The sequence below is a fragment of the Kribbella sp. CA-245084 genome (assembly GCF_050942355.1).
Classification (GTDB): domain Bacteria; phylum Actinomycetota; class Actinomycetes; order Propionibacteriales; family Kribbellaceae; genus Kribbella.
This window is the reverse complement of the sequence record NZ_CP192053.1, coordinates 8483512-8499978: the sequence shown is the minus strand read 5'-3', so window position 1 is coordinate 8499978 and position 16467 is coordinate 8483512. Positions and strand designations below refer to the sequence as shown.

Below are 16467 nucleotides of genomic sequence, written 5' to 3'. Positions count from 1 at the left end.
CAATGAACCCCCGCACAACCGCGAAGATCGGTCTGTCCACAGCCTCCGTCTACCCCGAGTCGACCGCGAGCGGCTTCGAGCTCGCCGCCCGGCTCGGGTACGACGGTGTCGAGGTGATGATCGGCATCGATCCGCTGAGCACCCAGATCGACGCGATCAAGCGACTCATCGACTACCACCAGCTCCCCGTGCTCGCCTTGCATGCGCCGACGCTGCTGATCATGCAGCGGGTCTGGGGGACCGACCCGTGGAGCAAGCTCGAGCGCAGCGCCGAGGCCGCGCGGGAGCTCGGCGCGGACGTTGTCGTCGTACATCCGCCGTTCCGCTGGCAGCGGGACTATGCGCGCGGGTTCGTCGAGGGGATCGCCCGGCTGGAGGCCGAAACCGGCGTGACGCTCGCGGTCGAGAACATGTACCCGTGGCGTGCACCGGGGCGGGACCTGCAGGCGTACGCGCCGAGCTGGGACCCGACCGAGCAGACGTACGCGCACACCACCCTCGACCTGTCGCATGCGTCGACCGCCGAGCAGGACTGCGTCGAGCTCGCCGCGACGATGGGCGAGAGCCTGACCCACGTCCACCTGACCGACGGGACCGGCTCCGCGAAGGACGAGCACCTGGTGCCGGGGCGCGGGACGCAGCGCGCGGCGGACCTGCTGGGCACGCTGGCGAACCAGGACTTCCGCGGGCACATCATCATCGAGATCAACACCCGCCGCGCGACCAGTCGCTCCGAGCGCGAGGTCGACCTGGTCGAGTCGCTCGAGTTCACCCGCAAGCACTTCGTCCGCAGCACCTCCCGCCGTACGTCGTTCGCGGTCACCCCGGAAGGTGAAATCTCGGAGCTGACGCCGTGACCGCTTCCCGACGTACGCCGGGACGCCGCCCCGGCGGACCGGACACCCGGGGAGAGATCCTGCAAGCCGCCCGGGAATCCTTTGCGGACAAGGGATTCGCGGCCACCTCGATCCGCGCGGTCGCGCGGCAGGCCGAGGTCGACGCGGCGTTGGTGCACCACTACTTCGACAGCAAGGAAGAGCTGTTCGTCCAGGCGATGGCGCTGCCGCTCGACCCCCGACAGGTCGCCGCCCGGATCCTCGACGGCCCGCGCGAGGAGCTCGGCCGGCGGATCGTGACGGTCTTCCTCGGCGTCTGGGAATCCGACGAGGGACAGCAGCGGATGAAGGCCATGCTGCGCAGCGTCGTCACCAGCGACGACGTCGCCCGGTTGATGCGTGAGGGCATGACGAGCATGATCCTGCAGCCTGTCTCGCAGCTCCTCGACGTACCGGACGCCCTCCTGCGAGTCAGCTTGATCGCCGGTCACCTGATCGGTATGGCGCTGACCCGCTATGTGGTCGAGCTCGAGCCGGTGGCGAGTGCGGACCTGAGCACGCTCGTCGACCGGATGGGTCCCGCGATCCAGTCCTACGTCAGCGACTGATGCAGATCCCGACCGACGCCGAGATCCGCGCGCTGCATCGGGAGTACGCGCCGACCCGGGACGCCTTCGAGGTCGTGTTCGAGCATTGCCAGCTCGTGTGTTCGCTTGCCTCGCAGTTCTTCGCCGGGCTTGCTGTGGACACCGATCTGGTGCGGGCCGGTGCGCTGCTGCATGACATCGGGGTCTATCGGCTCGAGTCTTCTGCTTATGTCCGGCACGGCGTTCTCGGGTATGAACTCCTTGCTTCGTTGGGGTTTCCGGTCGAGATCTGCCGGTTCGCTTCGTGCCATACGGGAGTTGGGATCACGCGGGACGACGTCGTACGGCAGGCGCTGCCGATCCCGGTCGACGACTACCTGCCGCGGACGCCGGAGGAGGAGCTGGTCCTGTACGCGGACAAGTTCCACAGCAAGCGGACGCCGCCGGTGTTCGTCTCCGGTGACACATACGCCGCGGAGGTCGCGCGGTTTGGGCCGGACAAGGTCTCGAGGTTCGGTGTGTTGCGAGCGCAGTACGGCGAGCCGCAGCTCGGTCCGTTGAGCGCCGCCACGGGGTACACCGTCATCTGACCGCGCTGTTGCCAAGGGTCGATGCGCGCGCTAAATTCATCATATGATGAAAAACGCGGTGAGCTGCCGTGAGGTGGTCGTCGTCCGCGGCGACCGTGAGGTGCTGCACGGGGTCGGGTTCGACCTCCGGGCCGGGACCGTGACCGGGCTGCTCGGGCCGTCCGGCTGCGGCAAGACGACGCTGATCCGCGCGATCGTCGGCCTGCAGGCTCGCGTGACCGGCGATGTCTCGGTCCTCGGGCTGCCCGCGGGCGCGCCCAAGCTGCGCGGCCGGATCGGGTACGTGACCCAGGAGCCGAGTGTGTACGGCGATCTCACCGTCACGGAGAACCTGCGCTTCTTCGCCGCGGTCCTCGGCGTCGCGTCGTCCGATGTCGAGCGGGTGATCGAAGCCGTCGACCTGACGAGTCATGCCAACGCACGCGTCGACCGGCTCTCCGGCGGTCAACGCTCCCGCGCATCCCTCGCCGCCGCACTCCTCGGCAGCCCGGAGCTGCTGGTGTTGGACGAACCAACGGTCGGGCTCGACCCTGTGCTGCGCCGCGACCTCTGGGAGCTGTTCCACAAGCTGGCCGACGAAGGCGCCACGTTGCTGGTCTCGAGCCATGTGATGGACGAGGCCTCACGCTGCGACCGGCTCCTGCTGATGCGCGACGGCGACCTGCTCGCCGACGACACTCCCGACAACCTGCTCGCCTCTACCGGTACGGCGGATATCGAGCAGGCGTTCCTCACCCTGATCGACCGGAAGGCAGGTGCGCGATGACTCCGCGGGTGACGTTTGCGGTTGCGGCACGGGTGCTCGCCCAGTTGCGGCGGGACCACCGGACGGTGGCGATGCTGATCGTGCTGCCGGCCTTGCTGGTCAGTCTGATGTGGTGGATTTTCCATGACTCACCGGGGACGTTCGACCGGATCGGCGGGCCGCTGCTGGCGGTGTTCCCGGCGATCATCATGTTCGTCGTCACGTCGGTCGCTACGTTGCGCGAGCGGTCGAGTGGGACATTGTCGCGGCTGTTCACGATGCCGATGGCGAAGCTCGATTTCCTGCTCGGGTACGCACTCGCGTTCGCGCTGATCGCCGTCGTACAAGCGCTCGTCGTGGTCTCGATCGCCTTGTATCTCTTGGATCTGAACATCCAGGGCGATGCGTGGCAGTTGGGCGTCGTTGCAGTTCTGGACGGCGTACTCGGTGCTGCGTTGGGGTTGTTCGCCAGCGCCTTCGCTGCGACGGAGTTCCAGGCCGTACAGATGATGCCGGCGGTGATGATCCCGCAGATCCTCCTGTGCGGCCTGCTCGTCCCACGCGACCAATTGCCCTCGGTGCTGCACGCGGTCAGCGACGTACTGCCGTTGTCCTATGCCGTCGACGCCGTCATCGGAGTTGCCCAGGGCAACGGCCTGACCAGCGGCACCGGCGCCGACGCCCTCGTCGTACTCGCCTTCGTCCTAGCAGCCCTAGTCCTAGGCGCCGCCACCCTCAAACGCCGCACGGCTTGAGGGAAGAGATCAAGCGGAGAAGTGAAAGAAGAGATTATAGGAAAGATGGAGGAGGGAAGAGATTTAGGGTGGTGGCAGGCTTCGGCGACCAGCCGGAGGTTCTTCGCGTGGCGTCAGTAGATCGACCCACGGTCGTCAGAAGTGCTGAGTAGGTCTTCAAGGAAAGAAGAGAGTTAGGGCAGTCGTCAGCTTCGATGGTCGCCTGTAGGTTTGCTGGGCTGCATAGAGCGTCAGGGCATACATCGACCCATGGTGGCCGAGGAGTTGGAGTGCGACGCAACGTGCCTGTTGGCCCTCGGTTTGTGCCGGGTGGGCAGAGTAAGAACGATGCGGCCGGCGCATGGAGATCTACTCAGTCGTCAGTTCACGAATGGGCGCAGTTCGCGGAGGCTGCGCGGCGCCCTGACCGGTCCTCGCGGAGGGCTGCTGCCCTCGACCGAGGACCGACCGCGATCGCGGGGTCGAGCGCTCGTTCGGCTTGTAAATGGGGTTTTGGCGGTCGGGACGATTTGGCAGGCGCGCGATAGACAGGTAGAATCGAACACATGTTCGAGAACGATCTGAGTGAGCTCTCCACGGCCGACCTGCTCGAGTCCGCCGCCGAGCACCGCGCGATCGCCAACCAGGCCGATGCGCGGCTGCTGCAGCACGCCCAGATCTACGCCGACCGCTTCCACCCCTCCACCTGCCGCATCCGGCCCGGCCGCCGGACCTGTGACGGGCGAGAGCGGGCCGTCGTGTTGGGTGGTGACGGCTGCCCGCCGATCGCCGAGTTCGCCGTCACCGAGTTCGGCGTCATGCTCGGAATCTCACCGATGGTCGCACGCCAGTTCCTCGGCGAGGCGCTGGCCCTGCAGCACCGGTTCCCGTTCACCTGGGCCCGCGTCCAGTCCGGCGACGCCACCCCCTGGAAAGCCCGCCAACTCGCCACGCTGTGCCTGAAACTGTCCGAACAAGCCGCCCGGTCCGTCGACCGGCGCGTCGCACCCTTGATCGACTCCATCACCCCGTACCGCCTGAACAGGATCATCCGTGCCGCCAAGGCTCACGCCGACCCCGACCTGGCCCGCGACGAGGCCGCCGAAGCGGCAAGCGAGCGTGGCGTGTTCGTCGGCCGCAGCGACAACCACGGCAACAAAACCATCTACGCCAAGGCCCCGGCCGGCGCGGTCATCCGCCACGATGCCACCATCGCCGCGATCGCCGAGGCGCTCAAGACCTTCGGCGACACCCGCCAGGTCCAACACCGCCGCGCCGACGCGATCGGCATCATCGCCGACCCTCGCTTCACCCAGGAACTCCTCACCCAAGCCCGCACGCACCCAGCGCCGACCACCACCCCGACCACCACCGCCCCAACGCCGTCGGCCAACACCGCCGCCTCCGCAGAACCCTCGCGCCCAGCCTCGACCCCTGGCAGGCGTTCGGCGAAGGCGAGCTCCGAAGCCGCCCCTGGCCCGCACCCCGCAGCAACAGACCCGCAAACAGCCGCCGGTACGCGATCCGCAACGGCGGACTCGCACGTAGGCGTCGGCACGGGATCCGCAGCAGCGGGCTCGACGTCAGGTGCCGGCACGAGATCGGCGGCAGCGAGCGCAACCTCAGGTGTCGGCGCGCGATCGGCGGCGGTAGGCCGCGGTGCGTTCGGTCGGCTCGACCGGTCGAGCGACGCACCGTGTACCTCGGCGGACCCGGCACGTGGCGGCACTACGACGCTCACAGCCGGGCCGACAAGCCCGCCGTACGACGGCCCGCGCGACCGCTCAAACGACACACCCTGTACGTCAGCGGACCCGGCACGCGGTGGCACTACGGCGGTCCCAGCAAACCCGCCGTACGACCGCCCCGATGGCGGTGCCTACCTGGCTGAGCCGGTCGCTGGCCCGGTCGAGCTGTGGGAACCTCCGTTGGCCGATGGCGCGGGACCGTACGATCCTGATCCGCCGAGTGATCCGTTCGACAGTCGGCCAATCGAATACATCCCCGGGCCGCGGACCGAGCCCGACGAAGGTGTGCCGATGGATTGTGCTGCGCAACGGGCTCTCGACGCGCGGCTTGCGCAGATCAAGCACGACGCCTACGCCAACCCGGCGAGTTCCAGCGGACAGGTGCGTCCTGGGCAGACCGAGGTGTTCGTGCATCTCACCGACCTCACGCTGGCTACCGGTAACGGGGTGCTGCGTGCTGAGGGGATCGGTCCGCTGCTTGCCGATCAGCTCAGCGAGCTGGTGGGCCACGCGCCGTACGCCGTCAAACCCGTGATCGACCTCAACGACGCCGTCAGCGCTGACGCCTACGAGATCCCGACCCGGATCCGCGAACGGGTGCGACTCACCTACCCCGTCGAGCTGTTCCCCTACGGCACCCGCGAAACCCATCGCAGCATCGACCTCGACCACATCCAGCCCTACGACCCGTACGGCCCCACAGGTCAGACCAGCACCCGCAACCTCGCGCCGCTCAGCCGGTTCGCGCACCGGGTGAAGACCCACGCCCGCGGCTGGGACGTCCGCCGCGTAGATGTGAAGACGCTGGAATGGACCACACCCCACGGCTTCACGTTCCAGGTCGACCCGACCGGAACCCACCGCCTACCCAACCCCACACCCGACAGCTGACCCGAGCTACCCGGAAGACCCGGAAGACCCGGACGAGCGGGCCACTCGGAGACTTCTGAATAGCCTTCCCAGGCAGAGGTGCGGCTGATCGCCGAGGTCAGCCGCAACTCCAAAGTTTCTCTTCTTCGCTACTCGCCGAAGAGCCAGTCTGACTTCACCGGTGGGGCGAAGCGGAAGTAGGTCGGGTCGGTGAAGGTGCCGGGGAGTTTGCCGTGGCCGGTGATTGAGGTTTTTGCGCCGTTTGCGTGGCCGAAGGTGTAGATGAACGCGGACTTGGTGTCCTTGTCGATGCCGGCGACAACTGTTCCGTAGTTGCCGCACTGGCCGGCGACCAGCGTCTCAAACCCCTGCCATGTGGCGGCGCGCACCTTGGTGACGACCGGCTTCATCGCGTTGTTGACCGGGATGTGGATGGTGTACAGCGCGCCGCCCCGGGTGTTTGCGAGGAACGTGTCGTACGCCGCGGCCTTGCTGATCAGCGTCATCGACTTGACCGACGCGAACCCCGGCGCCGATCCGTACGCCTTCCAGACGCCGGTGTCGCCGACGACCCAGCGGAAGAGCGTGCCGTCCGACCGCAGCGCGTACTCATAGGTCCGCGGGTGGGTCGGGTCGTCGTTGAACGTCGATGTCTCGTGATCGATGAACTTGCTCCACCCGCCGCCGATCCGGGCCAGCTGCGACGACGTCACCTTGCCGCTCTTGTCGAGCTCGACCCAGTGCTGGTACATCGCATCTCCGAGCACCACGCGCCCGTACCGCGAGCTGCCGGTGGCGGTCGGTTCGTTCACGAACGACCCGCTCATCCGCACCGCGCCATCGGCGTACAGATTCGGTACGACGCTCTTCGCGCCTGCCGACGGCATCGTGGTGAGCCGCTGGAATGTCTGGTCACCACCGGCCGTCACCGAACCGAGGTTCAGCCCGCATGCCGCGGTCGTCGTCGACGAGATGGCCGGGCTTGCGGCCGCCGTCGTCGTGCCGGCGGCGACCATCCCGGCCGCCGCCGCCACCATCGTCAGGATCGTGTGCAGTTTCCTCATATCTCCCCCTTCATCGGTCTGCGAAGGGTGAGACCATCCACGAATCCCTTTGGTTGATAACGATTCAGGTCACTTGAGGAGAACCTTGACGACCTTTCCGTTCTTGTCGTACGCCGTGATGCGCAGGTCGCCGATCTTCGCTTTCGTCGGCGGAGTCGTCCAGTAGTAGGCGAACCAGCCGTCCGTGACCGGTACGTCGGTCTGGGTCTTCGCGTCCATCTGCAGATGGATCCTGGTCGGGTTGCCGTTGAGCTTGCCCCAGGCCAGCGTCGTGTACCCGTTGGCGTTCCCGCCGATGTTGTTTCTTGTCCACAGCTGCGCGGGCTGGGTCGACGTCGCATGCGTGTATTGGTTGCTGTCGTAGCGCAGGTGGTCGAGTGAGAGCAGCGACGTACCTTGGGTGATCATCCCGCCGTCCAGCGTGCTCTTGTCGATCTCGCAGGCGATCGCGGTCTTGCCGCTCGGCGAGACGGCGGTCAGCAACGAGGCCCCGGTCTGGGTCGACCGGGCCGTCGCCGTCACGCGCCACCCGGTGACGTCTACCCATGTCTGCACCGAGCAGTGCCGCAACTGGCCGGCGGTTGTGGTGGGCAACGGATCCTTGGCGACCTGGGCCAGCAGGGCCGCGGTCGGCTTGTCACCGCCGGGCACCGTGCACATCAGCATCCGGGCGCCGATCGTGATCTTGTACGACAGCCGCTGCCCGACGAACGGTCCGTCGTACGGCGTTTCGAACCCGCGCTTCTCGCCCGGGAACCGCAGGCCGCACCGCCGCTGGGCCTCGGCCATCGTCAGCCGCTTGCCGACGGCCGCTTCCCCGCGCGGAACGCCCTGCACGGATTCGAACAGCGCGGTCTGGCTCTGCTCACCGGCCACCGGTGGTTTCTTGCCGGCCTCGGTGAGCCCGGGCAACAGGGCCGCAGCCAGTGCGATCACTGCGACGCCGGCAACCGCTCCGCTGATGGCGAAGGTCTTGCGCCGGCGTCGTCCGCGCTGACCGCGGGTCAGCAGCGCATTGGTGTCGAAGGGGTCCAGTGGTTCTGAATCGGCGAGCCGGTGGAGCTCGGCGCTGACCTCACGTACGTCTTCCATCTCGTTCTCCTTCACAGCGCCCGGCTCGTCCGCCGCCGGTCGATGGCTCGTCGGAGAGTGTCGAGACCACGTGCGGCCTGGCTTTTCACAGTGCCCGTCGTACAACCGAGGATCTCCGCGGTCTGCTCGACGGACAGGTCCTCGTAGTACCGCAGTACGACGCACGCCCGCTGCCGCGGCCCGAGCGATCGCAGTGCCTCGAGTACTTCGTCCCGGTCGGCATGGCCGGCCGCGAAGTCCTCGTGATCAACCCGCTCCGGTACGTCGCCGATCGCAACCTCCCGCCGCCACGGCCGCCGCCCGCCGTCATGCGCGGCGTTGACCACCATCCGGCGGGCATAAGCGAGCGGATTCCCTACCCGCCGCACTTTCGGCCAGGCGAGGTACAGCTTGTAGAACGCGTCCTGTACGACGTCATCAGCCCGATGCCGATCCCCCACCACCAGAAACGCGGTCCGCCGCAAGGAAGCCCCCGCCCCCTCCACGAACTCCACAAACTCCAGGTCCCGCTCCGCCATCCGGTCCTCCACTCTCCATCTCCCCCTCAAGACGGAACCCCAGAACCTCCAGGTTGCACCCCACCAGGTCCACCCGAGAAAAGTCACTGTCGAGAGGGGTACTGACAGGGTCTGGCACGCCCAGCCTGACGACGTAGCGTGAAGTCATGGCCGCGAACCAGGCGGGGTTGCCCGTGTACGGCGCCAACCGGCGCGTCACCGGCATGCGCCGCGAGGAAGTCGCGCCGCTTGCCGGTATCAGCGTCGAGTACTACAGCTGGACGGCCCGCGAACCCGCACCCGGCGTACCGACCGCCGCCGTGCACGACAAGGAAGAATGAACATGGAGTTCCGACCGCTTGGGCGCACCGGTGTCCAGGTCAGCCCGCTGTGCCTCGGCGCGATGATGTTCGGCCCGTGGGGCAACGACGACCACGCCGACTCGACCCGCATCATCCACCGCGCGCTCGACGCCGGCATCAACTTCGTCGACACCGCCGATGTGTACTCCGCTGGCGTCTCCGAGGAGATCGTCGGCCAGGCGCTCGCCGGCCGGCGTGACGGGGTGTTCCTCGCCACCAAGTTCTTCATGCCGATGAGCCAGGACGACCCCAACATGCGCGGCGGTTCGCGCCGCTGGATCATCCAGGCGGTCGAGAACTCGCTGAGGCGGCTCGGCACCGATTACATCGACCTCTACCAAGTCCATCGTCCGAGCCCTGGCATGGACGTGGAGGAGACTCTCGGCGCGCTCTCCGACCTGGTCCACCAGGGCAAGGTTCGCTACCTCGGCTCCTCGTCGTACTCCGGCTCCCAGATCGTCGAGGCCCAATGGGCAGCGCGGGAACGGAACCTCCAGCGCTTCGTGACCGAGCAGCCGCCGTACTCACTGCTCGTGCGCGGCATCGAGGAAGACGTTCTTCCTACCGTGCTGCGGCACGGCATGGGCACGCTCACTTACAGCCCACTTGCGGGCGGCTGGCTCTCGGGTCGCTGGCGCAAGGACTCGGCCGGGGCTCCGACTTCGTCCGCACGTCCGCCGGCTCGCTTCGACATGTCGACCCCGGCCAACCAGCGCAAGCTCGAGATCGTCGAGGAGCTGGCGCTGCTGGCCGAGCAGTCGGGCCTGACTCTCATCCAACTGGCGGTTGCGTTCGTCATCAATCACCCCGGCGTGACCTCGGCGATCATCGGCCCTCGCACGATGGAACAGCTCGATGCATTCCTGCCCGCCGCCGACGTCGTACTGACCCAGCACGTGCTCGACCGCATCGACGAGATCGTCGCGCCCGGCGTGACCGTCAACCCCGCCGACAACAGCTACGGCGACCACGAACTCCGCCCCGACCAACGCCGCCGGTTCTGAAGGACTGATGATGCAAACCCTGACCCTGAACAACGGCGTACAGATGCCTGCCCTCGGCCTCGGCGTCTTCCAGACACCGCCGGACGAGACGCGCGCTGCGGTCAGTGCGGCTCTGGAGGTCGGTTATCGCCACGTGGACACGGCTGCCGCCTACGGCAACGAGCGTGAAGTCGGGCAGGCCATCCGCGACTCCGGTGTCCCGCGAGACGAGCTGTTCATCGAGACCAAGGTCTGGATCAGCGATTACGGGTACGCCGAGACGCTGCACGCCTTCGACAAGAGCGCAGGCAAGCTCGGCGTCGAGCACCTCGATCTGCTGATCCTCCACCAGGCACTGCCCAGCGACTTCGGCAAGACCCTCGAGGCCTACCGCGCCCTCGAAACCCTCCTTGCCGATGGCAAGGTTCGTGCGATCGGCGTCAGCAACTTCATGGTCGATCACCTTCGCGGCCTCCTCGATGCCGCGACCGTGGTTCCGGCGGTCAATCAACTCGAGATCCACCCGTACTTCCAGCAGCGCGAGGTCCAGGCTCTCGACAACGAGCACGGAATCCTCAACCAGGCTTGGTCGCCCATCGGCGGCATCACCTTCTATCGCGACAGCGGTCACACCAGCGCTCTGGAAGATCCCGTCATCGGCGAGATCGCGCGTGAACACGGCAAGTCGCCGGCCCAGGTGATGCTCCGCTGGGGCCTGCAGCAGGGCCGCTCGGTCATCCCCAAGTCGACCAAGCCCGAGCGGATCGCCGAGAACCTCGACGTCTTCGACTTCGAACTGAGTGCCGACGAGCTCGCAGCCATCGACGCCCTCGACACCGGCAAACGCGGCGGACCGGAACCCGAAAGCATGACTCTGGAAAAGTTCGGCAGACCAATCCCCGAAGCCTGAGCCCAGCCGAAGGAGCAGGAAACTGATGAGTACTTGGACTGCTGACGAACTGCAGGCGCTGGACCGAATCAGCGAGATCCGCGTAGCCGGCCGCCGCCAGGACGGCTCGCTGCGCACCCTCACGATCGTCTGGCACGTAGTCGTCAACGGAAACCTCTACGTCCGCTCGGTGCGCGGCGCCGAAGGCAGCTGGTACAAGGGCGTCATCCGTCACTACGAGGGCGCTATCTCCTGGGACGGCAAGACCCGCGACGTCACCTACATCCCCGACGCCACAGCCGACGACCAACTCGACGCGGCCTACTACAAGAAATACGGCAACGGCTCAGCCACCGACGCCATCGTCAACCCCAAAGCCAAACCGACGACCCTCCGCGTCGAACCCAGGTAGTACAGCTACCCGGAGAGGTGGGCGACGTTGTGCCAGGCGGGGTCGGGTTCTGTGGTTAGGGTTACTTTGCCGTGGGGCCAGCCGGTGGTGGCGGCTTGGAGTTGGGCGTCGGCGGGGGTGGTGCCGTCGGTGTAGTAGTGCAGGATGCGGGTGCCGGCCGACGTCTCGTGGGCCAGGAGGTTGCCGGAGCCGCCGAGGCGATCGGTGAGGTGGTCCTCGAAGGCCCGTAGTTCGTCGAGCATCTCCGACTCGGGCAGCCCGTCCTCCCGGACCACCGGGTAGTGGATCGACACGGCGACATGCGTGTCCAGGTGAGGCCGCCGGATCGAGCGCAGTGGGTACTCCGCGGTCGCGATCACCCGCTGCCCGTCGCGCGTGCCCTCCAGCATCTTCCACGCCGGGCTGCCGTCCTCCAGCGTGTGCTCCGCAGCAAACCCAGCCACCGCAGGCAGCAGCGAACCGATCGGTACGGCGTCATCCGGCGGCGCGGGCAGTGTGTCGATGGCGCCGACCCACGTCTCCACCATCTCCTCCCCGAGCACCAGGTCCAGGATCAGGAACGTCACCCGCCGCTGCGCATCCACCGAAAGAGACGCGAACACAGGATGATGTACGCCGACGTGCACCGACGCGGTGTCCGGCTCGATCGACACCACAGACTCGTCAGTTGCCACCGGGGGCAGCCCGTCGAACTGGATCGTCACTGCAGGCCCCGGCCGGCGCAGGTCGGCGTACTCCCAGGTCTGGTCCGACGGCGGGGCGGCGCGGAGCCAGCGGCGGGCGACCGCGCGCTGGGCCGGGTTGCCGGCGGCGGTGACGATCAGGACGTGCGTCGCGTGCAGTCCGGGGCCCAGCTCCCACTCCAGGTCGGGGTTGATCCGGGCGATCCGTTCGTTCAGCTCCACGTTCATGTCGGTCGGCTGCTGGCGGGTGATCGCGTCGGCGACGGCGGCAGCGCCGGAACCCGACCACCAGGACCAGAACGCGCCGATCGGATCGGCGTCCGCGGCGTTGCGACGGCGACGCTTGAAGATGGGCATGAGCGCATCTTCTAACAACGTAGGGTGCGTGTGGCCCGGGCCACAGGATTCCGCAAAGCCAGGTTCAGGCGCGTAACCTGCTGACACCACTGGCAGATGGGTGGGTTGATGAGGAGGAACACGTAGTGCTTCGGCGAGTCCTGCTGGGCATGTCCCGCAGCCCCCAGATCAAGAAAGCGGTGTCGTCGCTCCCGGTGTCCAGCGGCATCGTGGCGCGGTTCGTGGCCGGTGAGACCGCTCCGGAGGCCGTGCTGGCCACCGAGAAGCTGGTCAGCAACGGGCTGAACGTCACCCTCGACCACCTCGGCGAGGACGTCACCGACCTGGCCGCCGCACAGGCCACCGCCGACGCGTACCTCGACCTGCTGAAGAAGCTCGCCGCCGCGGGCCTCACCAAGAACGCCGAGGTCTCGGTCAAACTGTCCGCGGTCGGCCAGGCGCTGCCCGGTGACGGCGAGAAGATCGCGCTGGAGAACGCCCGGACCATCTGCCTCGCCGCCCGCAACGCCGGTACGACGGTGACCCTCGACATGGAGGACCACACCACCACCGATTCCACGCTGGGCATCCTGCGCGAGCTGCGCCAGGACTTCCCCGAGACCGGAGCGGTCCTGCAGGCGTACCTCCGGCGTACCGAGGCCGACTGCCGCGACCTGGCCCACGCCGGCTCCCGCGTCCGCCTCTGCAAGGGTGCGTACAAGGAGCCGGAGTCGGTCGCGTTCCAGGAGAAGCGCCAGGTCGACAAGGCGTACGTCCGGGCGATGAAGATCCTCATGAACGGCACCGGCTACCCGATGATCGCCTCGCACGACCCGCGGCTGATCTCGATCGCCGGCGCGCTCGCGGACCGCGCGAACCGCCAGCCGGGCAGCTACGAGTACCAGATGCTCTTCGGCATCCGCCCCGAGGAGCAGCTCCGCCTCGCCGGCCTCGGCCACACCATGCGCGTCTACATCCCGTACGGCGAGGACTGGTACGGCTACCTGGTCCGCCGCCTCGCCGAGCGCCCCGCCAACCTCCAGTTCTTCGCCCGCTCACTCATCAGCAAGAAGTAGTCAGCAAGAAGTAGTCAGCACGGGTAGCCGTACGCCGTGCCGTACCAGGCGCTCCAGCCGGTGAAGTTCCGGGTGTCGCCGTCCTTCAGCTCGTACATCTGCCAGCGGACGCACTTGCCTTCCTGGTGGTCGTAGTTGCACTTCGCCCAGCCCTCGGCGGCCGGGAGCGCCTGGCAGTAGCGGTCCTTGCCGTAGTTGGTCTGGACGTGCACGACGGCCGCCCAGCCGTTGGCGATACCGTCCACCACCCACTGGTCGTCGCCAACCCATTCGAAGCAGGTGGCGCCGATCTCGTACCCGTAGAGGATGCAGTGGTCAACGGGGGCGGTGTAGGAGAAGCCCGCCGTCGACATCGCTGTCGACCTGGCCGCGGGGTCGACCGCGGTGGCCATGGTCGGACTGGTCAGCGTTCCGGCGTCGGGGTCGTCGGTGTCGGTGTCCGCCGCCTGGACGACGGCGGTCGCTCCTGGTGCGACGGCGGTGGCTTGGGTCGAGCCGCCGGCCAGCAGCAGGAGTCCGGCGGCGGCGATGGCGAGGGTACGGCGGAGTCTCATCGGCAGGTCCTTCTGAGGCAGGGCCTTCTCGGGGCGGAGGGGCCGGGAGACGAGAGCCTATGTCCCGGCAGATGGGCAGTGGGACCGGAATCTGGGCAGTTCGTCAGTAGTCTGTGGGCATGAGTGCAAAGGTGGCCGTCCTCGGGGCCGGTGTGATGGGGGAGACGTTGCTGTCCGGGCTGATTCGGGCCGGACGGCGACCGGAGGACCTCCTGATCACCGAGCGCCGGGAGGAGCGCGCCGCCGAGCTGCGGGAGCGGTACGGCGTTGACGTCGTCTCCAACCTGGACGCCGCGAAGCAGGCGGAGACGCTCGTCCTGGTGGTGAAGCCGCAGGACATGCCGGATCTGCTGGCTGAGATCGCCCCGGCGGTCCAGCCGAGCCAGACTGTGGTCTCGCTGGCCGCGGGTATCACCACCAAGTTCGTCGAGTCCCGCCTGCCCGAGGGCGTCGCCGTCGTGCGGGTCATGCCGAACACGCCGGCGCTGGTCGACGAGGGCATGGCCGCGATCTCCCGCGGTGCGCACTGCGACGAGAGCCACCTCGAGCTGGCCGAGAGCCTGCTGGCCGCGACCGGCCGGGTGGTGCGGGTCCCGGAGAAGCAGCAGGACGCGGTGACCGCGATCTCCGGCTCGGGCCCGGCGTACATCTTCTTCGTGGTCGAGTCGATGATCGAGGCCGGCGTCCACATGGGCCTCCCGCGCGGTACGGCGACCGACCTCGTCGTACAGACCGTTGTCGGTTCGGCGAAGCTGCTCCGCGAGACCGGCGAGCACCCGACGGTACTGCGGGAGCGCGTGACGTCCCCGGGCGGTACGACGGCCGCCGCCGTGCGCGAACTCGAGGACCACAAGGTCCGCGCCGCGTTCCTCTCGGCGATCGAGGCCGCACGCAACCGTTCCCGCGACTTAGCCGCCGAATAACACCTCTCGCACTGCTGGCGTTATGGTTATGCGCCGCAGTTCCTTCCTTGTTCAAGGGTTGAGTCGCTATGGTCCCGCCCATGGGTAATCGGTCGGTCGAGCCCGACACCGCGCCTGCGCAGCAGGCTGACGTGCCCCAACTCCCGTGGCGTGTGCCACTGGATCCGGCTCCGTGGTGGGCCTGGGCGCTGTTCATCCTGCCGTTCATCGTCGTGCCGGGGCTGAACTCGTGGCTCTGGATGGGCGCCCGCGACATGCTCGCGGTCGGCCTGCTGACGATCATCGGCGCGTCGGTCGTCCGCGTCGCCGGCGGCGTTGTGCTGTACCGGGTCGAGCTGACCGAGACCGCGCTGAAGGCCCGCACCAGCATGCTGATCCGCAGCCTGGCCTGGCAGGACGTCGACTCGATCGAGATCGGCGACGACAACGTCGTACTGACCCGCGGCCAGGACGAGAGCGAGATCAACGGCATCCCCAAGGACCGCACCGCCGAGGTCGGCGCCGTGATGGAGGCGATCCGGGCTCAGGCCGCGGACACGCCCGTACGCCGCCACCGCCCGCGTCCGGGCATCGGCGCCGCGCTCGTCCTGCTGTACCTGGTGCTGTCGATCGGCGCCTTCCTGCTCCGCTGGCACATCGTCATCTGACCGTCCACGGTCCTTCGCCGCTGATCCGCTCGACGCTCACCCGTGCCACCACGCCGGTGTCCCAGATCCCTTCGCCGAACGGGAATTCCGGCAGGCCGAGGTACCGCTGGGTCTCGCGGTCCATCAGCGCCTTGTAATCGTCCGCGACACCGGGACCGTGGAGCTTCGCCGTACCCCGGATGACCAGGTACTGCGTGAGGCCGCGCGCGCTGACCTGGTCGTCCTGGATCAGCAGGGTCACGCGGGAGTCGCGGAACAGGTTGCGGGTCTTGCGGTGCGGTGCCTGGAGACCGATCAGGAGCTCGTCGCCGTCGCGTTCGACCCAGACCAGCGAGGCCTGCGGCGAGCCGTCCGGATCGATGGTGATGATCGTGACGTCCTTCGGCTCGGTGAAGAGCCGGTGGGTGCTTTCGGGAAGAGCGTTCATGGCATGGAACGCTAGACAGCGCCGTGGGAACCCCTGGGTACCCTGAGACCTGTGTACGGCGTGGAACCCGGCGACATCTTCCTGGCCGACTGCCCAGCGCGGTTGGCCGTCGAGGTGATCGCGGACAAATGGGCCGTCGTCGTTCTCTGGGGGCTGAACGACCATCCGCGACGGCACTCCGAGCTGGTCGACCTGATCGGCGGCATCTCGAAGAAGGTGCTGACCCAGACCTTGCGCCGCCTACAGACCAACGGTCTGGTCACCCGCACCGACTACGGCGGCGTACCGCCACGCGTCGAGTACGACCTGACCGAGCTCGGCCGCACGCTGATGGGCCCGATCCGCATGCTCACAGAATGGGCAGAACAGAACGGAGACGCAGTCCTCGCGGCCCAAGAGGCAGGATGACCGC

20 protein-coding genes are annotated in these 16467 nt (G+C 67.6%); 14 read left to right on the top strand and 6 right to left on the bottom strand.

The window, feature by feature from the left end; translation table 11 throughout:
* Positions 1-2: 2 nt before the first annotated feature.
* From ACQPYH_RS40810 to ACQPYH_RS40785, 6 genes are all read left to right on the top strand, one after another.
* A complete protein-coding gene (locus ACQPYH_RS40810) occupies positions 3-857 on the top strand; it encodes a sugar phosphate isomerase/epimerase family protein (protein WP_432883036.1) in 855 nt (284 codons plus the stop codon).
* Complete coding sequence (locus tag ACQPYH_RS40805; protein ID WP_432883034.1) at positions 854-1444, top strand: TetR family transcriptional regulator; 591 nt, start codon at positions 854-856, stop codon at positions 1442-1444. Before ACQPYH_RS40810 ends, ACQPYH_RS40805 begins: the two co-directional genes overlap by 4 nt.
* A complete protein-coding gene (locus ACQPYH_RS40800) occupies positions 1444-2013 on the top strand; it encodes an HDIG domain-containing metalloprotein (protein ID WP_432883032.1) in 570 nt (189 codons plus the stop codon). The genes ACQPYH_RS40805 and ACQPYH_RS40800 overlap by 1 nt, the downstream gene beginning before the upstream one ends.
* A gap of 43 nt (positions 2014-2056) precedes the next feature.
* Positions 2057-2779, top strand: coding sequence for an ABC transporter ATP-binding protein (locus ACQPYH_RS40795; protein ID WP_432883029.1), 723 nt, complete (start codon positions 2057-2059; stop codon positions 2777-2779).
* Entirely contained in the window at positions 2776-3513 is a 738-nt protein-coding gene (locus ACQPYH_RS40790; protein WP_432883027.1) for an ABC transporter permease, read from the top strand. Before ACQPYH_RS40795 ends, ACQPYH_RS40790 begins: the two co-directional genes overlap by 4 nt.
* A gap of 545 nt (positions 3514-4058) precedes the next feature.
* On the top strand, positions 4059-6131 hold the full coding sequence (locus ACQPYH_RS40785) for a hypothetical protein (protein ID WP_432883025.1): 2073 nt from the start codon (positions 4059-4061) through the stop codon (positions 6129-6131).
* Positions 6132-6259: 128 nt separating this feature from the next.
* Here the strand turns inward: ACQPYH_RS40785 and ACQPYH_RS40780 are convergent, their stop codons facing one another.
* From ACQPYH_RS40780 to ACQPYH_RS40770, 3 genes are all read right to left on the bottom strand, one after another.
* Positions 6260-7174 carry a hypothetical protein gene (locus ACQPYH_RS40780; RefSeq protein ID WP_432883023.1) on the bottom strand — a complete coding sequence of 305 codons (915 nt, stop codon included), beginning with the start codon at positions 7172-7174 and terminating at the stop codon, positions 6260-6262.
* Positions 7175-7243: 69 nt separating this feature from the next.
* Complete coding sequence (locus tag ACQPYH_RS40775) at positions 7244-8266, bottom strand: hypothetical protein (protein ID WP_432883020.1); 1023 nt, start codon at positions 8264-8266, stop codon at positions 7244-7246.
* Positions 8267-8277: 11 nt separating this feature from the next.
* A complete protein-coding gene (locus ACQPYH_RS40770) occupies positions 8278-8784 on the bottom strand; it encodes a SigE family RNA polymerase sigma factor (RefSeq protein ID WP_432883018.1) in 507 nt (168 codons plus the stop codon).
* Between the two features lie 146 nt (positions 8785-8930).
* Between ACQPYH_RS40770 and ACQPYH_RS40765 the strand changes: the two genes are divergently transcribed.
* From ACQPYH_RS40765 to ACQPYH_RS40750, 4 genes are read left to right on the top strand one after another with little or no spacing between them, the layout of a single operon-like run.
* The gene (locus tag ACQPYH_RS40765; protein WP_432883016.1) at positions 8931-9104 is read left to right on the top strand and encodes a hypothetical protein; all 174 of its coding nucleotides are present in this window, start codon (positions 8931-8933) and stop codon (positions 9102-9104) included.
* Positions 9105-9106: 2 nt separating this feature from the next.
* On the top strand, positions 9107-10129 hold the full coding sequence (locus ACQPYH_RS40760; protein ID WP_432883014.1) for an aldo/keto reductase: 1023 nt from the start codon (positions 9107-9109) through the stop codon (positions 10127-10129).
* Between the two features lie 10 nt (positions 10130-10139).
* Entirely contained in the window at positions 10140-11018 is an 879-nt protein-coding gene (locus tag ACQPYH_RS40755) for an aldo/keto reductase (protein ID WP_432883011.1), read from the top strand.
* A 25-nt stretch (positions 11019-11043) separates the two neighbouring features.
* Positions 11044-11409 (top strand): DUF2255 family protein, encoded by a 366-nt coding sequence (locus ACQPYH_RS40750; protein ID WP_432883009.1) that lies wholly within the window; start codon positions 11044-11046, stop codon positions 11407-11409.
* A 5-nt stretch (positions 11410-11414) separates the two neighbouring features.
* Here ACQPYH_RS40750 and ACQPYH_RS40745 read toward each other — a convergent pair whose 3' ends face one another.
* A complete protein-coding gene (locus ACQPYH_RS40745) occupies positions 11415-12449 on the bottom strand; it encodes a DUF695 domain-containing protein (protein WP_432883007.1) in 1035 nt (344 codons plus the stop codon).
* A gap of 125 nt (positions 12450-12574) precedes the next feature.
* On the opposite strand from ACQPYH_RS40745, the gene ACQPYH_RS40740 reads away from it, so the two are divergent.
* Positions 12575-13504 carry a proline dehydrogenase family protein gene (locus ACQPYH_RS40740; protein WP_432883004.1) on the top strand — a complete coding sequence of 310 codons (930 nt, stop codon included), beginning with the start codon at positions 12575-12577 and terminating at the stop codon, positions 13502-13504.
* Between the two features lie 14 nt (positions 13505-13518).
* On the opposite strand, the gene ACQPYH_RS40735 is transcribed toward ACQPYH_RS40740, so the two are convergent.
* Positions 13519-14058, bottom strand: a complete 540-nt coding sequence (locus ACQPYH_RS40735; RefSeq protein ID WP_432883002.1) for a hypothetical protein — start codon at positions 14056-14058, stop codon at positions 13519-13521.
* 119 nt (positions 14059-14177) lie between these two features.
* Here ACQPYH_RS40735 and proC point away from each other — a divergent pair, with 119 nt between their 5' ends.
* Positions 14178-14981 (top strand): pyrroline-5-carboxylate reductase, encoded by an 804-nt coding sequence (gene proC, locus ACQPYH_RS40730; protein WP_350860172.1) that lies wholly within the window; start codon positions 14178-14180, stop codon positions 14979-14981.
* Between the two features lie 80 nt (positions 14982-15061).
* On the top strand, positions 15062-15628 hold the full coding sequence (locus ACQPYH_RS40725) for a hypothetical protein (RefSeq protein ID WP_432883000.1): 567 nt from the start codon (positions 15062-15064) through the stop codon (positions 15626-15628).
* On the opposite strand, the gene ACQPYH_RS40720 is transcribed toward ACQPYH_RS40725, so the two are convergent.
* Entirely contained in the window at positions 15621-16055 is a 435-nt protein-coding gene (locus ACQPYH_RS40720; protein WP_432882997.1) for a pyridoxamine 5'-phosphate oxidase family protein, read from the bottom strand. The genes ACQPYH_RS40725 and ACQPYH_RS40720 overlap by 8 nt on opposite strands.
* A gap of 51 nt (positions 16056-16106) precedes the next feature.
* Between ACQPYH_RS40720 and ACQPYH_RS40715 the strand changes: the two genes are divergently transcribed.
* Positions 16107-16463 (top strand): winged helix-turn-helix transcriptional regulator, encoded by a 357-nt coding sequence (locus tag ACQPYH_RS40715; protein ID WP_432882994.1) that lies wholly within the window; start codon positions 16107-16109, stop codon positions 16461-16463.
* The last annotated feature ends 4 nt before the right edge of the window (positions 16464-16467 follow it).